This window comes from Pseudomonas sp. SWI44 (assembly GCF_002947915.1).
In the GTDB taxonomy this organism is placed as follows: Bacteria; Pseudomonadota; Gammaproteobacteria; order Pseudomonadales; family Pseudomonadaceae; genus Aquipseudomonas; species Aquipseudomonas taiwanensis.
Genome location: NZ_CP026674.1, coordinates 5,588,035 through 5,604,446, shown reverse-complemented (window position 1 = coordinate 5,604,446; position 16,412 = coordinate 5,588,035). Strand labels below are relative to the sequence as shown.

At 62.5% G+C, this 16,412-nt stretch carries 18 protein-coding genes; 4 read left to right on the top strand and 14 right to left on the bottom strand.

Going from position 1 to position 16,412, the window contains the following annotated elements; genetic code table 11:
• Window positions 1–38 precede the first annotated feature (38 nt).
• The 7 genes from C4Q26_RS26400 to C4Q26_RS26370 are packed head-to-tail and all read right to left on the bottom strand — an operon-like array spanning window position 39 to window position 6,832.
• A complete protein-coding gene (locus C4Q26_RS26400) occupies window positions 39–1,409 on the bottom strand; it encodes an NAD(P)-binding domain-containing protein (RefSeq protein WP_023380545.1) in 1,371 nt (456 codons plus the stop codon).
• Window positions 1,406–2,308: a bifunctional methylenetetrahydrofolate dehydrogenase/methenyltetrahydrofolate cyclohydrolase FolD gene (gene folD / locus C4Q26_RS26395; protein WP_104883944.1), complete on the bottom strand. Its 903-nt coding sequence runs from the start codon at window positions 2,306–2,308 to the stop codon at window positions 1,406–1,408. The genes C4Q26_RS26400 and folD overlap by 4 nt, the downstream gene beginning before the upstream one ends.
• Complete coding sequence (gene purU / locus C4Q26_RS26390; protein WP_023380547.1) at window positions 2,305–3,159, bottom strand: formyltetrahydrofolate deformylase; 855 nt, start codon at window positions 3,157–3,159, stop codon at window positions 2,305–2,307. Before purU ends, folD begins: the two co-directional genes overlap by 4 nt.
• An 18-nt stretch (window positions 3,160–3,177) precedes the next feature.
• Window positions 3,178–4,308: an aminomethyltransferase family protein gene (locus C4Q26_RS26385; protein ID WP_027906965.1), complete on the bottom strand. Its 1,131-nt coding sequence runs from the start codon at window positions 4,306–4,308 to the stop codon at window positions 3,178–3,180.
• Between the two features lie 38 nt (window positions 4,309–4,346).
• Complete coding sequence (locus C4Q26_RS26380) at window positions 4,347–5,363, bottom strand: DUF3445 domain-containing protein (RefSeq protein ID WP_104883943.1); 1,017 nt, start codon at window positions 5,361–5,363, stop codon at window positions 4,347–4,349.
• Window positions 5,364–5,378: 15 nt separating this feature from the next.
• On the bottom strand, window positions 5,379–6,308 hold the full coding sequence (locus C4Q26_RS26375) for a PDR/VanB family oxidoreductase (protein ID WP_023380550.1): 930 nt from the start codon (window positions 6,306–6,308) through the stop codon (window positions 5,379–5,381).
• The gene (locus tag C4Q26_RS26370) at window positions 6,305–6,832 is read right to left on the bottom strand and encodes a dimethylamine monooxygenase subunit DmmA family protein (protein WP_027906962.1); all 528 of its coding nucleotides are present in this window, start codon (window positions 6,830–6,832) and stop codon (window positions 6,305–6,307) included. The genes C4Q26_RS26375 and C4Q26_RS26370 overlap by 4 nt, the downstream gene beginning before the upstream one ends.
• Window positions 6,833–7,003: 171 nt before the next feature.
• Between C4Q26_RS26370 and C4Q26_RS26365 the strand changes: the two genes are divergently transcribed.
• On the top strand, window positions 7,004–7,669 hold the full coding sequence (locus C4Q26_RS26365) for a LuxR C-terminal-related transcriptional regulator (protein ID WP_104881779.1): 666 nt from the start codon (window positions 7,004–7,006) through the stop codon (window positions 7,667–7,669).
• A 121-nt stretch (window positions 7,670–7,790) separates the two neighbouring features.
• Here the strand turns inward: C4Q26_RS26365 and C4Q26_RS26360 are convergent, their stop codons facing one another.
• From C4Q26_RS26360 to C4Q26_RS26340, 5 genes are all read right to left on the bottom strand, one after another.
• Window positions 7,791–8,501 carry an SDR family NAD(P)-dependent oxidoreductase gene (locus C4Q26_RS26360; RefSeq protein ID WP_104883942.1) on the bottom strand — a complete coding sequence of 237 codons (711 nt, stop codon included), beginning with the start codon at window positions 8,499–8,501 and terminating at the stop codon, window positions 7,791–7,793.
• 30 nt (window positions 8,502–8,531) lie between these two features.
• A complete protein-coding gene (locus C4Q26_RS26355; protein WP_104883941.1) occupies window positions 8,532–9,188 on the bottom strand; it encodes a DsbA family oxidoreductase in 657 nt (218 codons plus the stop codon).
• Window positions 9,185–9,400 carry a 4-oxalocrotonate tautomerase family protein gene (locus tag C4Q26_RS26350; RefSeq protein WP_023380555.1) on the bottom strand — a complete coding sequence of 72 codons (216 nt, stop codon included), beginning with the start codon at window positions 9,398–9,400 and terminating at the stop codon, window positions 9,185–9,187. Before C4Q26_RS26350 ends, C4Q26_RS26355 begins: the two co-directional genes overlap by 4 nt.
• 214 nt (window positions 9,401–9,614) lie before the next feature.
• Window positions 9,615–10,769 (bottom strand): gamma-butyrobetaine dioxygenase, encoded by a 1,155-nt coding sequence (locus C4Q26_RS26345; protein ID WP_104883940.1) that lies wholly within the window; start codon window positions 10,767–10,769, stop codon window positions 9,615–9,617.
• Window positions 10,766–11,749: a DMT family transporter gene (locus C4Q26_RS26340; protein WP_023380557.1), complete on the bottom strand. Its 984-nt coding sequence runs from the start codon at window positions 11,747–11,749 to the stop codon at window positions 10,766–10,768. The genes C4Q26_RS26345 and C4Q26_RS26340 overlap by 4 nt, the downstream gene beginning before the upstream one ends.
• Window positions 11,750–11,849: 100 nt before the next feature.
• On the opposite strand from C4Q26_RS26340, the gene C4Q26_RS26335 reads away from it, so the two are divergent.
• Entirely contained in the window at window positions 11,850–12,755 is a 906-nt protein-coding gene (locus C4Q26_RS26335; RefSeq protein WP_023380558.1) for a LysR substrate-binding domain-containing protein, read from the top strand.
• Between the two features lie 94 nt (window positions 12,756–12,849).
• Here the strand turns inward: C4Q26_RS26335 and C4Q26_RS26330 are convergent, their stop codons facing one another.
• Both C4Q26_RS26330 and C4Q26_RS26325 read right to left on the bottom strand, forming a co-directional pair.
• Window positions 12,850–14,028 (bottom strand): MFS transporter, encoded by a 1,179-nt coding sequence (locus C4Q26_RS26330; protein WP_104883939.1) that lies wholly within the window; start codon window positions 14,026–14,028, stop codon window positions 12,850–12,852.
• A gap of 4 nt (window positions 14,029–14,032) precedes the next feature.
• Window positions 14,033–14,659 carry an isochorismatase family cysteine hydrolase gene (locus C4Q26_RS26325; RefSeq protein ID WP_023380560.1) on the bottom strand — a complete coding sequence of 209 codons (627 nt, stop codon included), beginning with the start codon at window positions 14,657–14,659 and terminating at the stop codon, window positions 14,033–14,035.
• Between the two features lie 133 nt (window positions 14,660–14,792).
• Between C4Q26_RS26325 and C4Q26_RS26320 the strand changes: the two genes are divergently transcribed.
• Entirely contained in the window at window positions 14,793–15,311 is a 519-nt protein-coding gene (locus C4Q26_RS26320) for a helix-turn-helix domain-containing protein (RefSeq protein ID WP_104883938.1), read from the top strand.
• Between the two features lie 123 nt (window positions 15,312–15,434).
• The gene (locus C4Q26_RS26315; protein ID WP_104883937.1) at window positions 15,435–16,412 is read left to right on the top strand and encodes a DNA-binding protein; all 978 of its coding nucleotides are present in this window, start codon (window positions 15,435–15,437) and stop codon (window positions 16,410–16,412) included.

Sequence of the window (16,412 nt, the reverse complement as noted above, 5' to 3'; positions counted from 1 at the left end):
CTGCCCGGTGGGTGAGCGCCCGGGCAGATCCGGGGAGGTCAGCTTGCCGTTTTCAACGGGTCGAACGTGGTGTCGGTCAGGTAGGCCGCCAGCGAATCGTCCAGTGCCTGCAGCCAGGGTGTGTGGTGCGGGGTGGCGAGGGTTCCGGTGATGAGCGAGCGATGGCACTTGTCGCGGTAACCCATGATGTCTTCGTACTTGTCGTGCTTCCACGCCAGGAAAGTACGGTTGACCTCGGCGATATCAAAGCTCGGGTAGTCGGTGGCTTCGATCAGCTGGCGTATGTACTCGCCCTGGAATTCGAACATTTGCTGTGCGGTTTCCAGGCGCTCCTCTTGCGCGCGCCAGGCGAGGTTTTCGGCGTGCATGACCGCTTGTGCAGGCAGCGCGATGCGTTCGAGAATGACATCGCGCACATACCAGGCCTGGGCGTCGAACATGTTGAAGCTGTACCACTGGTCCTGCATGCCCAGGTAGATCAGCCGAGGGTTCTGCTCCCAGAACACACCCTTGTACAGGTTCAGCGGCCACAGGCGGTTGGCGGTCTTGAGACGCAGGTCTTCGGCAAGGAAGGGGAAGTGATGCTTGTAGCCGGTGCACAGGATGATCGCATCGACAGGCTTGCTGCTGCCGTCGCGAAAGAACGCCATGTGGCCGTCGACGTGGGTGAGCAGCGGTTTCTCCTCCCAGTTGTCCGGCCACTTGTAGCCCATCGGCGCACTGCGGTAGCAACTGGTGATGGTGCGCGCACCGTACTTGAAACACTGCGAGCCGATGTCTTCAGCCGAATAGCTGCCACCGACGATAAGAACGTCCTTGCCCTTGAACTCCAGCGCGTCGCGAAAATCGTGGGCATGCAGTACCCGTCCGGCGAAGCGTTCGAAACCTTCGAAGTAGGGCACGTTGGGGGTGGAGAAGTGACCACTGGCGACCACCACGTAGTCGAAGGTCTCGCTGTAGGTCCGGTCGTCCTGGTAGCTGTGGGCGGTGACTTCGAAGGTGCCGGTGGAAGGGTCCCAGGTCACATTGCGCACGGTGGTGTCGAAGCGGATGTAGCCACGGACACCCGCTTTCTCGACCCGGCCCTTGATGTAGTCCCACAGTACTTCGCGGGGTGGGTAGGAGCCCATGGGGCGGCCAAAGTGTTCATCGAAACTGTAGTCGGCGAACTCCAGGCACTCCTTCGGCCCGTTGGACCACAGGTAGCGGTACATGCTCCCGTGCACCGGCTCGCCGTGCTGGTCCAGCCCGGTGCGCCAGGTGTAGTTCCACATGCCGCCCCAGTCCGACTGCTTCTCGAAACAGACCAGTTCAGCGATAGCGGCCCCTTTATCCTGGGCCGACTGGAAGGCACGCAACTGGGCGAGGCCGCAAGGGCCGGCGCCGATGATGGCGACGCGTTGTGTCATGCTGGAATCTCCATTGCAGGTTGGGACCGGTCGACGCTTGAATGCTGCAGACGTGCCGCGGCCAGGGTGTTCTTCATCAGCAAAGCGATGGTCATGGGACCGACGCCGCCGGGGACTGGCGTGATGGCGGCGGCGCGGGTGCAGGCGGAGTCGAAGTCGACATCACCGACCAGGCGAGCGCGCCCGCCTTCGTCGAGTCGGTTTATGCCGACGTCGATCACTACCGCGCCATCCTTGAGCCAGTCGCCCTTCACTAGGCGAGGGCGACCGACAGCGGCAACGACGATGTCCGCCAGGCGGCACAGCTCAGGCAGGCGGGTGCTTCGGGAGTGCACCACGGTTACCGTGCAGTGCGCCTTGAGCAGCAGGGCGGCCATGGGTTTGCCGACGATGTTGGAACGGCCGATCACCACGGCGTGCTTTCCGCTCAAATCGCCGCAGGTGTCTTGCAGCAGACGCAGGCAACCGGCAGGCGTGCAGGGCGTCAGCACTTCGCGCCCCTGGGTGAGGCCTCCGACATTCGCGGCGTGGAAACCGTCGACGTCTTTGACGGGGGCGATGGCCTGCAGTACGAGGTGTTCGTCGATGTGCGCGGGCAAAGGCAGCTGGACCAGGATGCCGTGTACACTGGCATCGGCATTCAGCGTGTCGATCAAGGCCAGCAAGCGGCCAGCCTGGCACTGCGAGGGCAACTCGAACTCCAGCGAGCGGATGCCACATTCCTCGGCGCGCCGCACTTTATTGCGCACATAGACCTGGCTGGCCGGATCTTCACCGACCAGCACCACGGCCAGCGCGGGGGCGATGCCGTTGGCCTTGAACACCTTGACCTCATCTGTGACTTCGGCGATTACCCGCGCGGCCGCTGCTTTGCCGTCGATCAGTGTCACGGCGCTCATCGGAAAATCACCGTCTTGTCACCGTTGAGCAGCACGCGGTGTTCAAGGTGGTACTTCAGCGCCTTGGACAAGGCGACGGTCTCGGTGTCCCTTCCGATCGCCACCAGGTCCTCTGGCAGGTAGGCATGATCGACACGCTGTACTTCCTGCTCGATGATCGGCCCTTCGTCCAGGTCGCTGGTGACGTAGTGGGCGGTGGCGCCAATCAGCTTCACACCCCGTTCGTAGGCCTGGTGATAAGGTTTGGCTCCCTTGAAGCCCGGCAGGAACGAATGATGAATGTTGATCGCCCGGCCCGACAGCTGCTTGCACAGGTCGTCGGAAAGAATCTGCATGTAGCGGGCGAGTACCACCAGTTCGGTACCCGTCTCCTCGACCAGCTTGAGCAGCGCGGCCTCTTGCTGGGCCTTGGTGTCGCGCGTCACCGGCAGGTAGATGAAGCGAATGCCTTCGCGCTCGGCCATTGGTCGCAGGTCGAGGTGATTGGATACGATGGCGGTCACCTGCATGTCCATCTCGCCTTTCTGATGCCGATAAAGCAGATCGGCCAGGCAGTGGTCATACTTGCTGACCATCAGCAGCACCCGCATGGGGCGGTCGCCCTCGAACAGCTCCCAGTCCATGGCAAAAGGCACGGCAACATCTTCGAAGCCTTGGCGCAGCGCCTCGATGTCGGCCTTCACACCGTCGTTGAAACGAAACACCGCGCGCATGAAGAAACGTCCAGTGACTTCGTCGTCGAACTGGGCCAGTTCGCTCAGGTAGCACGCGCGACCGGCGAGGTAGGTGGTGACCGCTGCGACGATGCCGGAAGTGGCGGGGCAGCTGATCTTCAGTAGGTAGTGGCTCATGTGGGGTCCCCGTACAGGTCAGCCTTTGGCGGTGCGTTTTTTCTTTTCCGGGTCGTCGAATGGCAGCGTGTGGGTGATGGCGTTCACCTGCAGGCTGCCGCGTACCTGCAGCGGCACGCCTTGCTCGGCGATAGGGGGGGCGACGCGGGCGATGGCCATCGAGCGATCGGTCAGGCGCGAATACATCGCGCAGGTGATCACGCCGACCTGGCGGCCCTGATGCCACAGCGTGTCGCCGGCCTCGGCAGCGACGGCGCCTTCGAGCAGCACGCCAAAGATCCGAAAGCGCTCCTTGCCCTTGAGCCGCAGGTGCTCGCCTGCACCGCGAAACGCTTGCTTACCGGGAGAAACGGTGAAGTCCAGGCCCAGCTCCCACAGGGTGTCGCCGGCTTTCTGATCGGCGAAGGGGTACATCTGCGAGTTGTCATAGGGGAAGAACAGCAGGTAGCTCTCCACCCGCAGCCAGTCCAGTGCAGTGAACGCGCAAGGGATGATGCCGTGGGCCTTGCCCTGCTCAAGAATGCCGTCCCAAAGCATGGGAGCGTCAGCGGCCTTGCAGAAGATTTCGTAGCCACGTTCGCCGGTGTAGCCCGTACGCGAGATCATCACCGGACGGCCGAACAGGTGGGTCTGCAGGTGGTGGAAGTAGGGAAGCTCGCGTATGCCTGGTACATGCTCGGCGAGAAAGTCCACCGCGCGCGGGCCTTGCAGCGACAGGTCATGCAGGTCGTCGTCGAACAATACCGCGACCTGACGCCCCTGGGCCGAGCGGATCAGCATCTCGTGGCCGCTACCGGCGCCATGCACCACCATGAAGGCATTGGGGCCGGTGCGGTAGATGATGCAATCGTCGATGAACATGCCATCGTCGTCGAGCATGCAGGCGTATACCGACTTGCCCGGATACAGCTTGCTGACATCGCGGGTCGTGGCGTAGTCCAGCAGGCTTTCGGCGTGAGGGCCGACGTAATGCACCTTTTTCAGGCCCGACACGTCCATCAGTCCTGCTTGGGTGCGGATCGCTTCGTGGTGGTCGGCCAGGTCGCTGGCGTAGGTCCAGGCGGTGCCCATGCCGTTCCAGTCTTCCAGGTTCGAACCGAGCGCCAGGTGACGTTCGCGCAATGCACTGATGCGCCATGAGTTAGCCATGGGCAGTTCCTCTCGTTGTGGTTGTTCAGGCAAGTGATTCAGGCAGTGGCATCGAAGCGGCGCAGCCATTGGACCAGGGGCTGGCGGTAGCGGGTGATGCCTTTGTAGTCGGCGATCGGGTCGGGCAGGTCGCGCATTACCCGGTGCAGACGCTGCGCCCAGGCCGGATTGCTGACCAATTCGTCGAAGCTGATCAGGTAGGTACGGATGCCGAACAGCAGGGCGTGCGAGCGTGGCAGGCGACTCATGGTCTGCAGCTCGACGCGCAGGTGCACCAGGCGTCCGACGTTCTCGACGGTGACCTTGCCGCGGTCGCTTCCCCACTGGTGAAAGGTCTCAGGCGAGGTGTCAAGGCGCGGGTTGATGGTCAGCGTCCAGTTCAGGCGGCGCACCGGGTGGCCGACCTTGAGGTTGAGCAGGTACTTCAACGCACGATCGAACACACCCATCTGGTGCGCCATGGGCACCGGCGAGTGCCATTGCTTGAAGCTCATGCCAGCGTCGAAGCGCAATGACCAGTCCGCGGGGCAGGTGACCATGCCGGCATCCATGTAAAGGTCGCTGTCACGCTGATCGAGCACGGCGAAGTCGCCTTGCATCTGGCGGGTGACGTACTCCAGCGGCTCGCATGGCAGCGTGCTGGCATCGCCGTAGGTGAAATGCTGGTCGATGTTCAGCGCGAAGTTCTGCCAGTGCCAGGCGGCGCCGTCACGGCTCAGACGGAACACCTCGGGATAGTCCCGGGCCAGATGCTCCATGAGCATTTCCAGGGTGTCCCAGGCAGCCTGGGCCATGTGCGGCATGACCAGGCAGCGCTGCGGATCCTGCTCCAGTACCCGGGCGCGCTCGGCGATCTCCGATAGGTAGTGCTCATCGATGTCGAAACAGTGTTCGAACACCGAGCCCGGGTCGCGGGACACGGCCGGCTCCAGGTTTACCGAGTACATGTACTGGTCTTGCGCAAACGGGAAGGGAAAACGGGCGATGGCCGCCGGGCTGTTGCGGAAGCTGAAGTCGTCCCGGTAGGTTTCCAGAGGCTTGAAGGTAAGGGTCATGGGAGCGTCTCCGGTTCAGAGGTCAAGCAGGATCGGGCTGCCGCAACCGCGCGAGACGCACGGCATCAGATGGCGGGTGCGGTCTTCTGCGCTCAGGAACAGGTCGCGGTGCTCGACATCGCCCCTGAGCCAGGACGTCTGGCACTGCCCGCAGACGCCACCGCGGCAAAGATTTGGGACTTCCAACCCTGCTTCTTCGAGGGCTTCGAGCAGGCTCTGGTGGGCAGCGACCTGCAGCTGTCGGCCACTGCGCAGCAACTCGACACTGAACGGCTGGCCTGGCTCGGCAGCGGCGAAGGCTTCCCTGTGCACCCGACGGGGGCTCCAGCCTTGCTTGCGGCTGTGTGCCTGCAGGTCGGCGAGCAGTGATTGCGGGCCACAGGCATAAATGTGCGTACCCAGTGGACGGCCTTGCAGGATTGCGGCGATGTCCAGGCGGCGCGCGCCGCTCGGGTACTCGTGCAGGCGCGGCCCCAGCCATTGGCGAAGCTCGTCCAGGTAGGCATCACTGCTTGCGCAGCGGTAGGCATAGTGCAGTTCGAACTCACTGCCGTTGCGGAGCAGTTCGTGGCTGTAGGCCAGAAATGGCGTGATACCGATACCGGCTGCGATCAACACATGCTGGCGGGCTTCCCGGTGCAGCGCGAACAAGTTGGCTGGCGCGCTGATGCGCAACCGGTCGCCAATCTGCAGTTGCTGATGTATGTAGAGCGAGCCACCCCGGGAGTTGGTCTGGTGCCGCACCGCAATGCGGTAATGGTCATGCCTGGCCGGGTCGCCAAGCAACGAGTAGGCGTTGCGCCGACCGTTAGGGAGATGCAGCTGCACATGGCTGCCTGCCGAGAAGCGGGGCAGCGGTTCCCTGACGGCTTCGAGGCGGTACTCGCGGATCACTGGCGTGAGGGGCCGGATGGCGGCGACCCGTACTTCGATCAAACCGCTCATGGGTGCACCTCCTTATACGGCTGGTCGGCATCGGCGCAGACGCCGAGATAAGCGCCCAGGCGTTGGGAAAAGTGGCGGCGAACTTCCAGCACGACACCGCAATGGGAGCAGGTCAGGTGAGGTGTTGCGCCGGTGGGCTGGCAGTGCGTGCAGTGCACGCAGAACACCAGACGACTGCCTTGCGCGCTGCTGCTGATGGTTATCTCGTCCTCTTGCAGGCCGGCAGCGCGCGCTTGGGCATGCAGTGGCCAGACGAACGCCTGGTCGCCGCGCAACTCTAGGTGCAAGCCAACCTGGGCCGATGCCAGCCGTTGGGCCAAGGCGCGTTGAAGTGCAGCCATGTCGGCGTAGTCAGGCAGAGCCAGGTGGCCTGCCTGGGCATCGCCGAGTTCGCTGGCCACGGCGGCTGACTCGTCGCGCCCTGGCGCCTGGCTCACCAGCAGGTAAGTGGTCGCGGCCTGGTTAGGGTCACCGCAGGGGTAGCGCGGCACGCTGAAAGGGTGATCGGTGGCGGCACTGCTCATGCTGTCCTCGCACGGGTCGTTGTTTCCTGTTGGGGAAGATATTTTCTCTTCGGGAATCAACGTTCAATCCGCTAGGGGAGGTATGCACAAAGGGGTAGTCGTGCGCGCAAGGCATAAAAGTTGCTGTTCGAATGCGCGCCAAGCCATCGAGTGCCGCGGAGGAACAGAGGGATGCATCACGCCAGCGTGTTACCGACCGTCTTACCCCAGGCTCCCGTATGGGATGCGCTGACCGAGCGCGAGGGCCAGACCCTGGCATTGCTGACATCGGGGCTGAGCAACAAGCAGATCGCCCGCGAGCTGGGCATCAGCGACGGCACGGTCAAGATCTACGTGCGTAACCTGCTGCGCAAATTTCGCCTCAACTCTCGCTTGGAGCTGGCTACCCGCATTCACCGCAGCGGGGCGTCGTGGCGCCTGGCGGACGACCTTTCGCCGCCCAGTGAGGGTGCGCCTGCGCCTTTCGATGCACCGATTCCGTCCATGGTCGGCTTACTCGATGAGTTGCCCGGGCTGATCTATCGTGGGGACAACGACCGTACCTGGTTCATGGACTATGTCAGCGCTGGCTGCTTGAGCCTGACCGGATACCCCGCCGAATACTTGACCAGCAGCCCGCAACGCAGCTATGGCACGCTGATTCTCGACGAGTATTCCGACTACATCTGGTACTGCGTGCAATGCGCGCTGCTCAAGCGCGAGCCGTATCAACTCGACTATCGCATTCGCTGTGCCGATGGGCAGGTCAAGCGGGTGTGGGAGACCGGGGTCGGTATCTATTCGAGCAACGGCGAGGTGCTGGGTGTGGAAGGGGCAATTTTCGAGCGTCGGGACTGACGACGGCACTTGCCGCGCTCCCCCTGCAAGATGTTGGCGTTCTCATTCCAAGGCACGGCCGCCAGTAGGCACCGTCAAGTTGCTCATCACCGGGACATTCCGATGATGAGCACTGGCTCGATCAATGACCTGCGCTCTGACCGCCGTCGACGTGCAGAATCTCGCCGGTCACAAATGCTGCGCTGTCCAGGTAAAGAATCGCTTGAACGATGTCATCGATCTCACCCATGTGGCCGACGGGATGGAGTTGACCCAGGGCTTCGTGCGTTTCAGCGCCGTGCATCGGGGTTTTGATGATGCCAGGCGACACGGCATTGGCGCGGATGCCTCGCTTGGCGTACTCAATGGCGATCGATTTGGTCGCAGCGTTGATACCACCTTTGGTAAGCGACGCCATTACCGACGGAACGCCGTCGATAGCATGATCCACCAAGCTGGTGGTGACGCTGACTACATGCCCGCTACCCTGCTTTTCCATTTGCGCGATGGCAAGTTGCGAGATATAGAAGAAGCCGCTCATGTTTGTTGCGACGACATGCGCATAGTCTTCTTGGGTGTAGTGGGTAAAGGGCTTGGCGACGAAAATCCCTGCATTGTTGACCAGTGTATCGATGCGCCCAAAGCGGGCCACGGCCTCACTAACCACTCGCTGCGCAGTGGCCGGGTCCGCGATATCGCCTGCAACGGTCAGGATATCCGGATCCGTCGATGGCTGAATGGACCGCGAGGTGGCGACAACGTTGTGACCCAGGGCTCGGAACCCTTTGACCACCCCCGCACCGATGCCCTGAGATGCGCCAGTTACAATGATCACTTTTTTAGGGTTGCTCATGATAATTCCTCCGTTATCGATTAACGTTCTTTAGGTGGGCGACGTGATGCGTGCCGACTGTCTTATGGCCTGCTCGTAAAACTCGACAGATTGCGAGCCGGCAACGACGTACTGTTGATTCAGGATCATTGCAGGCACCGCACTGATGCCGCGTTCCCTGTAGAAACTTTCAACTTGGCGAACTTCGTGCGTGTATTGCCCGCGCTCCAGGATTTGCAGCGCATCCTTGGCATTCAGTCCGACGTTTTGGGCCAAGGTCGTCAAGGTTGCGTGGCTGCTGGGGTTTTGTCCGTTGACGAAGTACGCCTCGATCAAGGCCTGGTGCAACTCAGTTTGAAGCCCTTTGCTGGCCGCCCAGTACAGCAGGCGATGAGCATCGTGCGTGTTGAAAAAATGAGTTCGCTTTTCAAGGTTGAACTCAACGCCGATTTCTCGTCCTCGTTCGATCATCAACTGGTTGCGCGCCGCCACCTGCTCCGCGGTTCTACCGTATTTGCGAACCATGTGTTCGAGGGCATGTTCTCCCTCGGCAGGCATCTCGGGATTGAGCTCGAACGGTTTGTAGGTCAACTGAACGTTTATCTCGTCGGCTACGTTGGCGATGGCTTGATTCAATGCCGCCGAACCGAGTGCGCACCACGGACAGACGACATCGGAAACGAAATCGATTTCTACTGTCCGTTTCATGACTTCGATTCCGACAACTGCCGCCTGTATTCAGTGGTTGTAATACCTGAGTAACCCCAGTTATCAGTGTCGACTTCTTCTATCACGATATGCGTTAACAGCGGGTCTTTATGGAGAACGCGCTCCATGGTTTCAGTGATTTCTTTTATTACCTGAGCCTTTTGCTCCCGGGTAACGCCATCACGGGTGATACGAACGCTGATAAATGGCATGATCAGTTCCTCTATCCAGTGTGCTGTGGGTAATGAGCAGCGGATGGAGAAACTTTAAGAACTCACGGCCAACTGATAAATGGGCCGTGAGTTACATCATTTGTGACGTCGTGTATCGAATGATGCATGCCGCGCCTGGGTTGCCCCTCGTTATGGGCCAGAAAAGAAAGTGGCGGTAATGGCCGGGGGCGCCTATCGAGCCCCCGCGGCGGTCCTACCGTTGCAACACCAGGATGCGTGACAACAATTCATCCCGATCCACATAGCACCCCTGGAAATGCCGGTCACCGCTTGCCGGATCGAAGGCATCTCGGGCATGCAGCACGCGTCGGTTGTCAAAGCACCACAGTTGCCCCGCTTCCAGCCGGCGGGTAAAGCAAAAACGTGGTTCCCGGGTCATCTGGATGAAGCGTCGGTAGGCGAGGTAGTAGTCCGGCATTCGCTGGGCATCCATCTGGAAGGGGGCGCGCAAGAAGTTCGCCAGGCGGATCTCGCGCACTTCGCCGCTGCTGTCCAGCGCGATCACGGGGGCGGTGCAGCGGTAGTCGCTGTGACGGTCCTTGTTGCGAAACTCCACCGGCGTTTCGCAGAGTAGCCGGTAGGCGGCCGGGGCCTCGATGCGCAGCGCCTCGGCGATCGCGAAGCCATCGACGAAGGTGCTGTTTCCTCCGGTGGCGTCATTGACCAGGCAATGCAGGAACTGTAAACCCGGTTGCAATTCACGGGTCGGCAGGTCGGTGTGCAGGGGCAGGTTGAAAGCCGTGTAGGCATTGCTGTCCGCATCGGCCTTGGAGCGCACGTCGAACAATACGCCGAAGTTGCTCTCGCGAATGAACGAGATGCGCTTGGCCAAGGGAATCAGCGCGCCGGGCTCGGTGGGAACACCGTGCAACTGCGTCAGGCCCACGTCGCGCACCGCCAGCAGCCATTCGAGCAGCGTGTCGTCATCCTGCATCACCGCCCCATGATCGTAGACAGGCAACGACAGACCTTGCATCCAGCGGTGCTTGTGCGGCCTGGCCGCCTCGCGCTCGGCCAGGCTCTGGGCATCGTAGGCATGGGCGCGCAACCAGCCGGGGTGATAGGCGCTGGCATGGCCGTCGTCCCATTGCACGACCAGCCGGCCATCGTCGCCGATGGTGACGGCTTGCACCTGGATGTCTTCCGGTACGTCGGCCACCAGAAACACCTGTTCGCGGGTGACCTCGTAGACACAATCACCGCAAGGGCAGTTGTCGCGCAACCAAAGATTGTGGAACGGGCTGATCCGGCCGTCGGCCCAGGTTACCGAGACCCCGCCGGCGAAGGATGCGGCACTGGCCAAGGGGCTGATGAGCGGGAAGGTGCGGTAGTCCGCGATCGCGTTCATTTCGTTGAGACTCCTTTGCGGTGGGTAGGCGCCACGCCCGAGTGGGCAGGGGCGAGAATGATGTGGATGGCGCGCGCGGTGCCAGCGAGCACCAATAGCAGGCCCGCTGTTTCCAAAGCGCTTGGTGCACGGCCGACGAACGCCAACCCCATCAGGCTGGCGAACACCGACTCCAGGGCGATCAACTGGCCAGACAGCACCATGGGCAGATGGCGGGTGGCGATGTTCCAGGCTGCGGCGCCGACCAGCGACGAGGACACGCCGATCAGCGCTGCCCAGCCATACAGGTGCAGCGCGCCCTCGGTGCTCCATTGAGCCCCCTGCCAGCGCAGCAGGTCGTAGGCACTGGCAAGGGGCGCGAGAAGGGCTGCGACCAGGCCTGCGCCAACCATCATCAGGCAAGTCCAAGCTGCGGTAGCCCGCGGCGCGAGATCGACGACCGCGTTTTGGTTGATGACGCTGAACGACAGCCAGGCGAGGATCGCCAAGCCAGCGAATATCCCGGCGAGCACACCGTCAGCAGGGGCGTAGGGGCTGGTGAACAGGTCCAGGTTGATCAGCGAAAGGCCGATGCCCAGCAGCCCGATCGGCAGCGCCAGACGTGTCCATGCCACCCGTTGCGCGTGCACATTGCCCAGCAGCGCCTGGAGCACCGGCACGCAGCCGATGAAGGCGGCGATCAGGGTCGGGCCGCCGAAGATCACGCTCCCCGCGATGCTGGCGCTGTAGACCAGATAGCCGATGACGCCCAGGGCCATGCCGGTCAGCCATTGCCGGGGCCCCAACTGGCGCAGCCGCTCGCGATACAGCAGCAGGCCAATCAGGCCCAGAGCACCAGTGAACAGGTAACGCACCAGCAACACGTCGAGAATCCCATATTCACCCGTGACGTAGGGGGTGATGAAGTTGCTGGCCCAGAACAGCGTGGCGATGACGGCAAAGACCACGCCCCGGGCGCTGGATGAGGGTGAGGCGAGCATGTTGGCTCCTGGCCGGGGGCGGTGGTGGGCTGTGTCCATGCTGCGGGCGCGCAGGCTGTGCTACAAATGATCTTTCGGTCCAGAGGGTTAACCTGAAGTCATGAATAGGCTCGGCAAGTCACTCCCCCCACTGGCCTCGCTGCTGCCGTTCGAGGCAACCGCCCGGCTCGGCAGCGTATCGCGTGCGGCCCAGGAGCTGCATATCACCCAGGCAGCGGTCAGCCGGCAGATTCGCGCGCTTGAGGCAGACCTTGGTGTCGCGCTGTTCGAGCGGCGTAACCGCGGCGTGTACCTGACCGAGTCGGGGCGCAGTCTTGCCTATATCCTGGGTAATGCATTGGCTGGGCTTGCCAACGAGGCCGACCGGCTGCGCGGCGTTGCCGGAACCAACCAAGTGGTGCTGCTGTGTCAGATGTGCGAAGCATTCCACTGGCTGATGCCTCGGCTATCGAGCTTTCACCAACAATTCCCGGAGATCGAACTCAAGGTCGCGACGTTGCTGCGGCCATTGGCCGAGTACGAGGGCTATTTCGACGTGGCGATGCAGAGCAGCTGTCGGGACCGAGGGGCGCATCCGCTGCTGTTCAGCGCCAGCGATGAAGTGTTCCCTGTCTGCAGCCCCAGCTATCTGGCGCGCATGGGCAGCGATGCGCTGACGCTTGACCAGGTGCAGCGCTGCACCCTGCTGCTGCACCAGACAGTGCCGCAATACGAATTGGAATGGGACACCTGGATGGCGGCCCATGGCCTTGAGTTGCCAAGCGGCGGCAAGTCGTTGAGCTTCGATAACTACTCGTTGATGCTCCAGGCCGCTGTTGCCGGACACGGGCTGGCCATGGGCTGGCGACGCACCGCAGAGGGGATGCTCGCGCGGGGTGAACTGGTTGCGCCATTCGCCGAGACCGTCGTGCTGCAGGACGCTTTGTCGGTATGCGTGCGACACGGCCAGGAGCGCCGCCCAGAGGCACAAGCGCTTGCCGCCTGGCTGAAGGCGCAGCTCAGCTGATAGGCGTGGCGCCCGCGACTTTCGTGGTCGATGCTGGGATGGGACCGATGATGCGAAGGGGGCAGCCCTGAGCTGCACGCCATCGACGTGCGTGCTAGCGTCGCTGCCCTTCAGCCCCAGGCGCGAGTGCTCCGAGCAGCCCGGCCGCCACGGCCAGCGCGCCACCCACCGCCGCCAGGCCCGCCCATCCGGCCTGGTGCGCACCGTAGCTGCCTAGCGCCGCACCGGTCGCCCCGCCGAGGAAGTAGGTGCTCATGAACACCGTGTTCAGTCGGCTGCGCGCTTCAGCGCGCAACGCATAGACCCGCGCCTGGTTGGCCACCAAACCCGCACGATTGCCCAGGTCGAGCAGTGCCATTCCGGCCAGCAGCGCGGTCAGGCTGTGGTCTGCAAAGGCGACCAGACTGAACCCGATGACCAGCGCTGACACGCCTGTCATCACCGTACGCTGCGTGCCGATGCGGTCCGCCAGCGCGCCGATGTGTGGCGAAGCGAATATACCGATCAGCGCCACCAGGCTCAGCAGGCCAACGGTGGCTGGGCCGAAGCTGTAGGGCTGCTGGCTCAGTAGCGAGGCCAGCGATGCCCATAGCGCGCTGAACGCGGCGAACATCAGGAACCCGCTGGCCGCGCACAGGCGCAGCACTGGCTCTTCGCGCAGCAGCGTGGACAGAGAACGCAGCAGATGTGTGTAGCCAATCGAACCCAGGCTCGGGTTGAGCGGTAGCTGGCGGGCGACGATCCATAGCAAGCCCAGGTCGGCCACTGCCGCCATCAAGAACACCGCCTGCCAGCCCGCCTTGGCGCCGAGCAGGCCACCCACCGTGCGCGCCAGCAGCAGGCCACTGGACAGCCCACCCAGCAAGCTGCCGACCACCCGTGCGCGGCTTGCCGCCGATGCCGCGCCGGCGACGGTGGGAATGATCAACTGCGCGCTGATCGCGGTCATGCCCACGGCGAAGCTCGCCGCACACAACATGGCGAAGCTGGGGGCCCAGGCACAGGCAAGCAAGGCCACCAGGTTGGCGATGATCGCCACCGAGGCGAGCTGGCGCGGTTGACGCACGTCGGCCAGCGGCACGATCAATAACAGGCCCAGGGCGTAGCCGAGTTGCGTCAGCGTGGCGATGGCGCTGGCGTGTGTCGCCGTCAGCCCGAAGCTTGCTGCCATCTGTGCCAGCAGGGGCTGGTGGTAGTAGAGCGCGGACACGGCCAGCGCGCAGCTTGCCGCCATCACCGCCACCAAGCGGCCGGAAGGTTCACTCACGGGCATGTACTCAACGTTCGGCCAGCGACTGCGCCAGTTCGGCGGTGGTGGCGATGCTGTGAGCGAAGGTCGGGCCATTGAGCGTGTGGGCGGCGTGCATCATTTCCGGCGTGAAGGCGGCGGTGGCATCACGCACCAATGTGACGTGGTAACCCAGTTCCATGGCGAAGCGTGCCGTCGATTCGATACAGGTGTTGGCGAGCAACCCGACCACGATCACGTGAGTGATGCCTTGCTGCTTGAGCTGGAAGTCCAGATCGGTGTTGGCGAAGCCGCTCTGGCCCCAATGCTCATGGACAATGATATCGCCTGTTTGGGGGATGAAGTCCGGGTGCCATTCGCCGCCCCAGGTGCCCTTGGCGAAGGTTTTGCGCTGCTGCACCAGGCGCTGGGTCGGGTTCGGATGGCTCCAGTTATCGTAGTCGCCGGGCTGCCAGCGGCGGTGGGGCACATAGAACACCTGCACGCCGTTGGCGCGCGCGCTGGCAACGGTGCTACGCAGGTTGTCGAGCAGGTGCACGTGCTCGGCGACGTCCTTGAGTAGCGGGAACAGCTTGCCGCCTTCGGAAAGGAAGTCGTTGTAAGGATCGACCAGCAATAGGCCGGTGCGTGACAGGGGGTAGGCGGTGTCGGTCATGGGGGAGGCTCCGGGATAGGTGTGCCGAATATCAGCTATGAAAATCATAGTGTCAATGGTTTCGGTGGTTCTAGCCGTTTCTTTAGGTGGGCCAAAGGCTGGTTGCCGTGTTACTTTGAAAATCAAAGTGACTATGGAGAGAAACGTTGTGACACAACGGCCAGCCGATGCCTCATCCACGCTATGCCCAGTGAGCCGATCAGTGGAGCAGGTAGGCGACAAATGGACGCTCTTGGTATTGCGGGAGCTGTACATGGGCGCGACGCGCTTCGAGGATATCCAGATCCAGACCCAGGCAACCCCGCAAATGCTGACTACCCGGCTCAAGGCGCTGGAGGCCGACGGTCTGGTCGAACGCCGTCCATACAGTGACAAGCCCCGGCGACACGGCTACCACCTGACCGCCAAGGGCCAGGCGTTCTACCCGGTGATCTATGCCTTGCGTGCCTGGGGAGAGCGCTGGTGCAAAGGCGAGGGGGAGGCGGTGGCGGTACGTATGGTGCACAGGGCATGCGGGCATGACGTGGGCCTTGCCAGCATTTGTCCGCAATGCGGCGCGCCGGTGACGCGTGATGATCTCGAAGCCCACGTGAGTGAGGAGTTCGCCCACGAGCGGGCAGCCCGGCGCGAGGCATTCAAGCGAAAAGGCTAGATCGTGCAGCAAGAATCGACCCGGCGGGCTTGCGAGGGAAACCTTGAAATTGCCTTGGAACAAAGGGAAAATTCGTACGTAAATACATAGTACATACTATGGTACGAAATATCAGGAGCGGCGATGGCCCGGGTCGGAATCAATAAAGAGGTGGTGCAACAGGCACGGCAAGCGTTGCTAGCCCGTGGCGAACATCCCAGTATCGATGCGGTACGTATCGAGCTCGGGAATACCGGGTCCAAGACCACCATCCATCGTTATCTCAAGGAGCTAGAGAGCCTTCAGCCGGCCACACCAAAGGGCACGGCGGCGCTAAGCGAGCCACTGGGACGTTTGGTGGAGCAACTGGCCAGGCAATTGCAGCAGGAGGCCGACCTGCGCATCGAGGCGGCCGAAGTTGCATTCAGCCAGCAGCGTGAGCAACTTGAAGCCCGTTTTCAGCTCGCCCAGCAGGCATTGGCTGCGACCCATCAACAGCTGCAGGTTCAAACCCAGGCATTGGAGGCAGCGTCGGAAACGCTCGGCACCACGCAACGTACCCTGCAGACCGAACAGCTGCGCAACGCAAGCCTCAGCCAGTCGCTTGGCGAATTGAAGGTGCGCCTCGCCGACAAGGACGAACAGATTCTTTCATTGGAGGAAAAGCATCGTCACGCCCGCGATGCGCTAGAGCAAGAGCAGCGCCGCCATGAAGCGCAGCTGAAACAGCTGCAGGCGCAAGTGCGCCAGTTGCAGCAAGGCTTGATGTTCAAGCAAGACGAACTGACCCGGCTGCACCGGGACAATGAGCGCATGCTCGGCGAGCAGCGACAGTCAACCCGTGAACGCGAGGTTCTGGACAGCGTGCTGGAGCAGCGCGACGCCCAGATCCAGGGGCTGCGGACGATCCTGGCGCAAGCGCAGGGGGCGAGCGATGAAATGCGGCGTCAGCTGCAAAGCCAGACTCAGCAGCTGGAAGCCAAGCGCGGTACTTGCGCTGACCAGGTACGGGAACTACAGCGACTGAACGATGAGCTTAAGCAGCGCGATCAAGCGCTCGAGGCGTGCCAGCTACAGCTCAAGGGCAGGGCACAGCCCCACAGTAAGCGCCCAGGCGCTTGA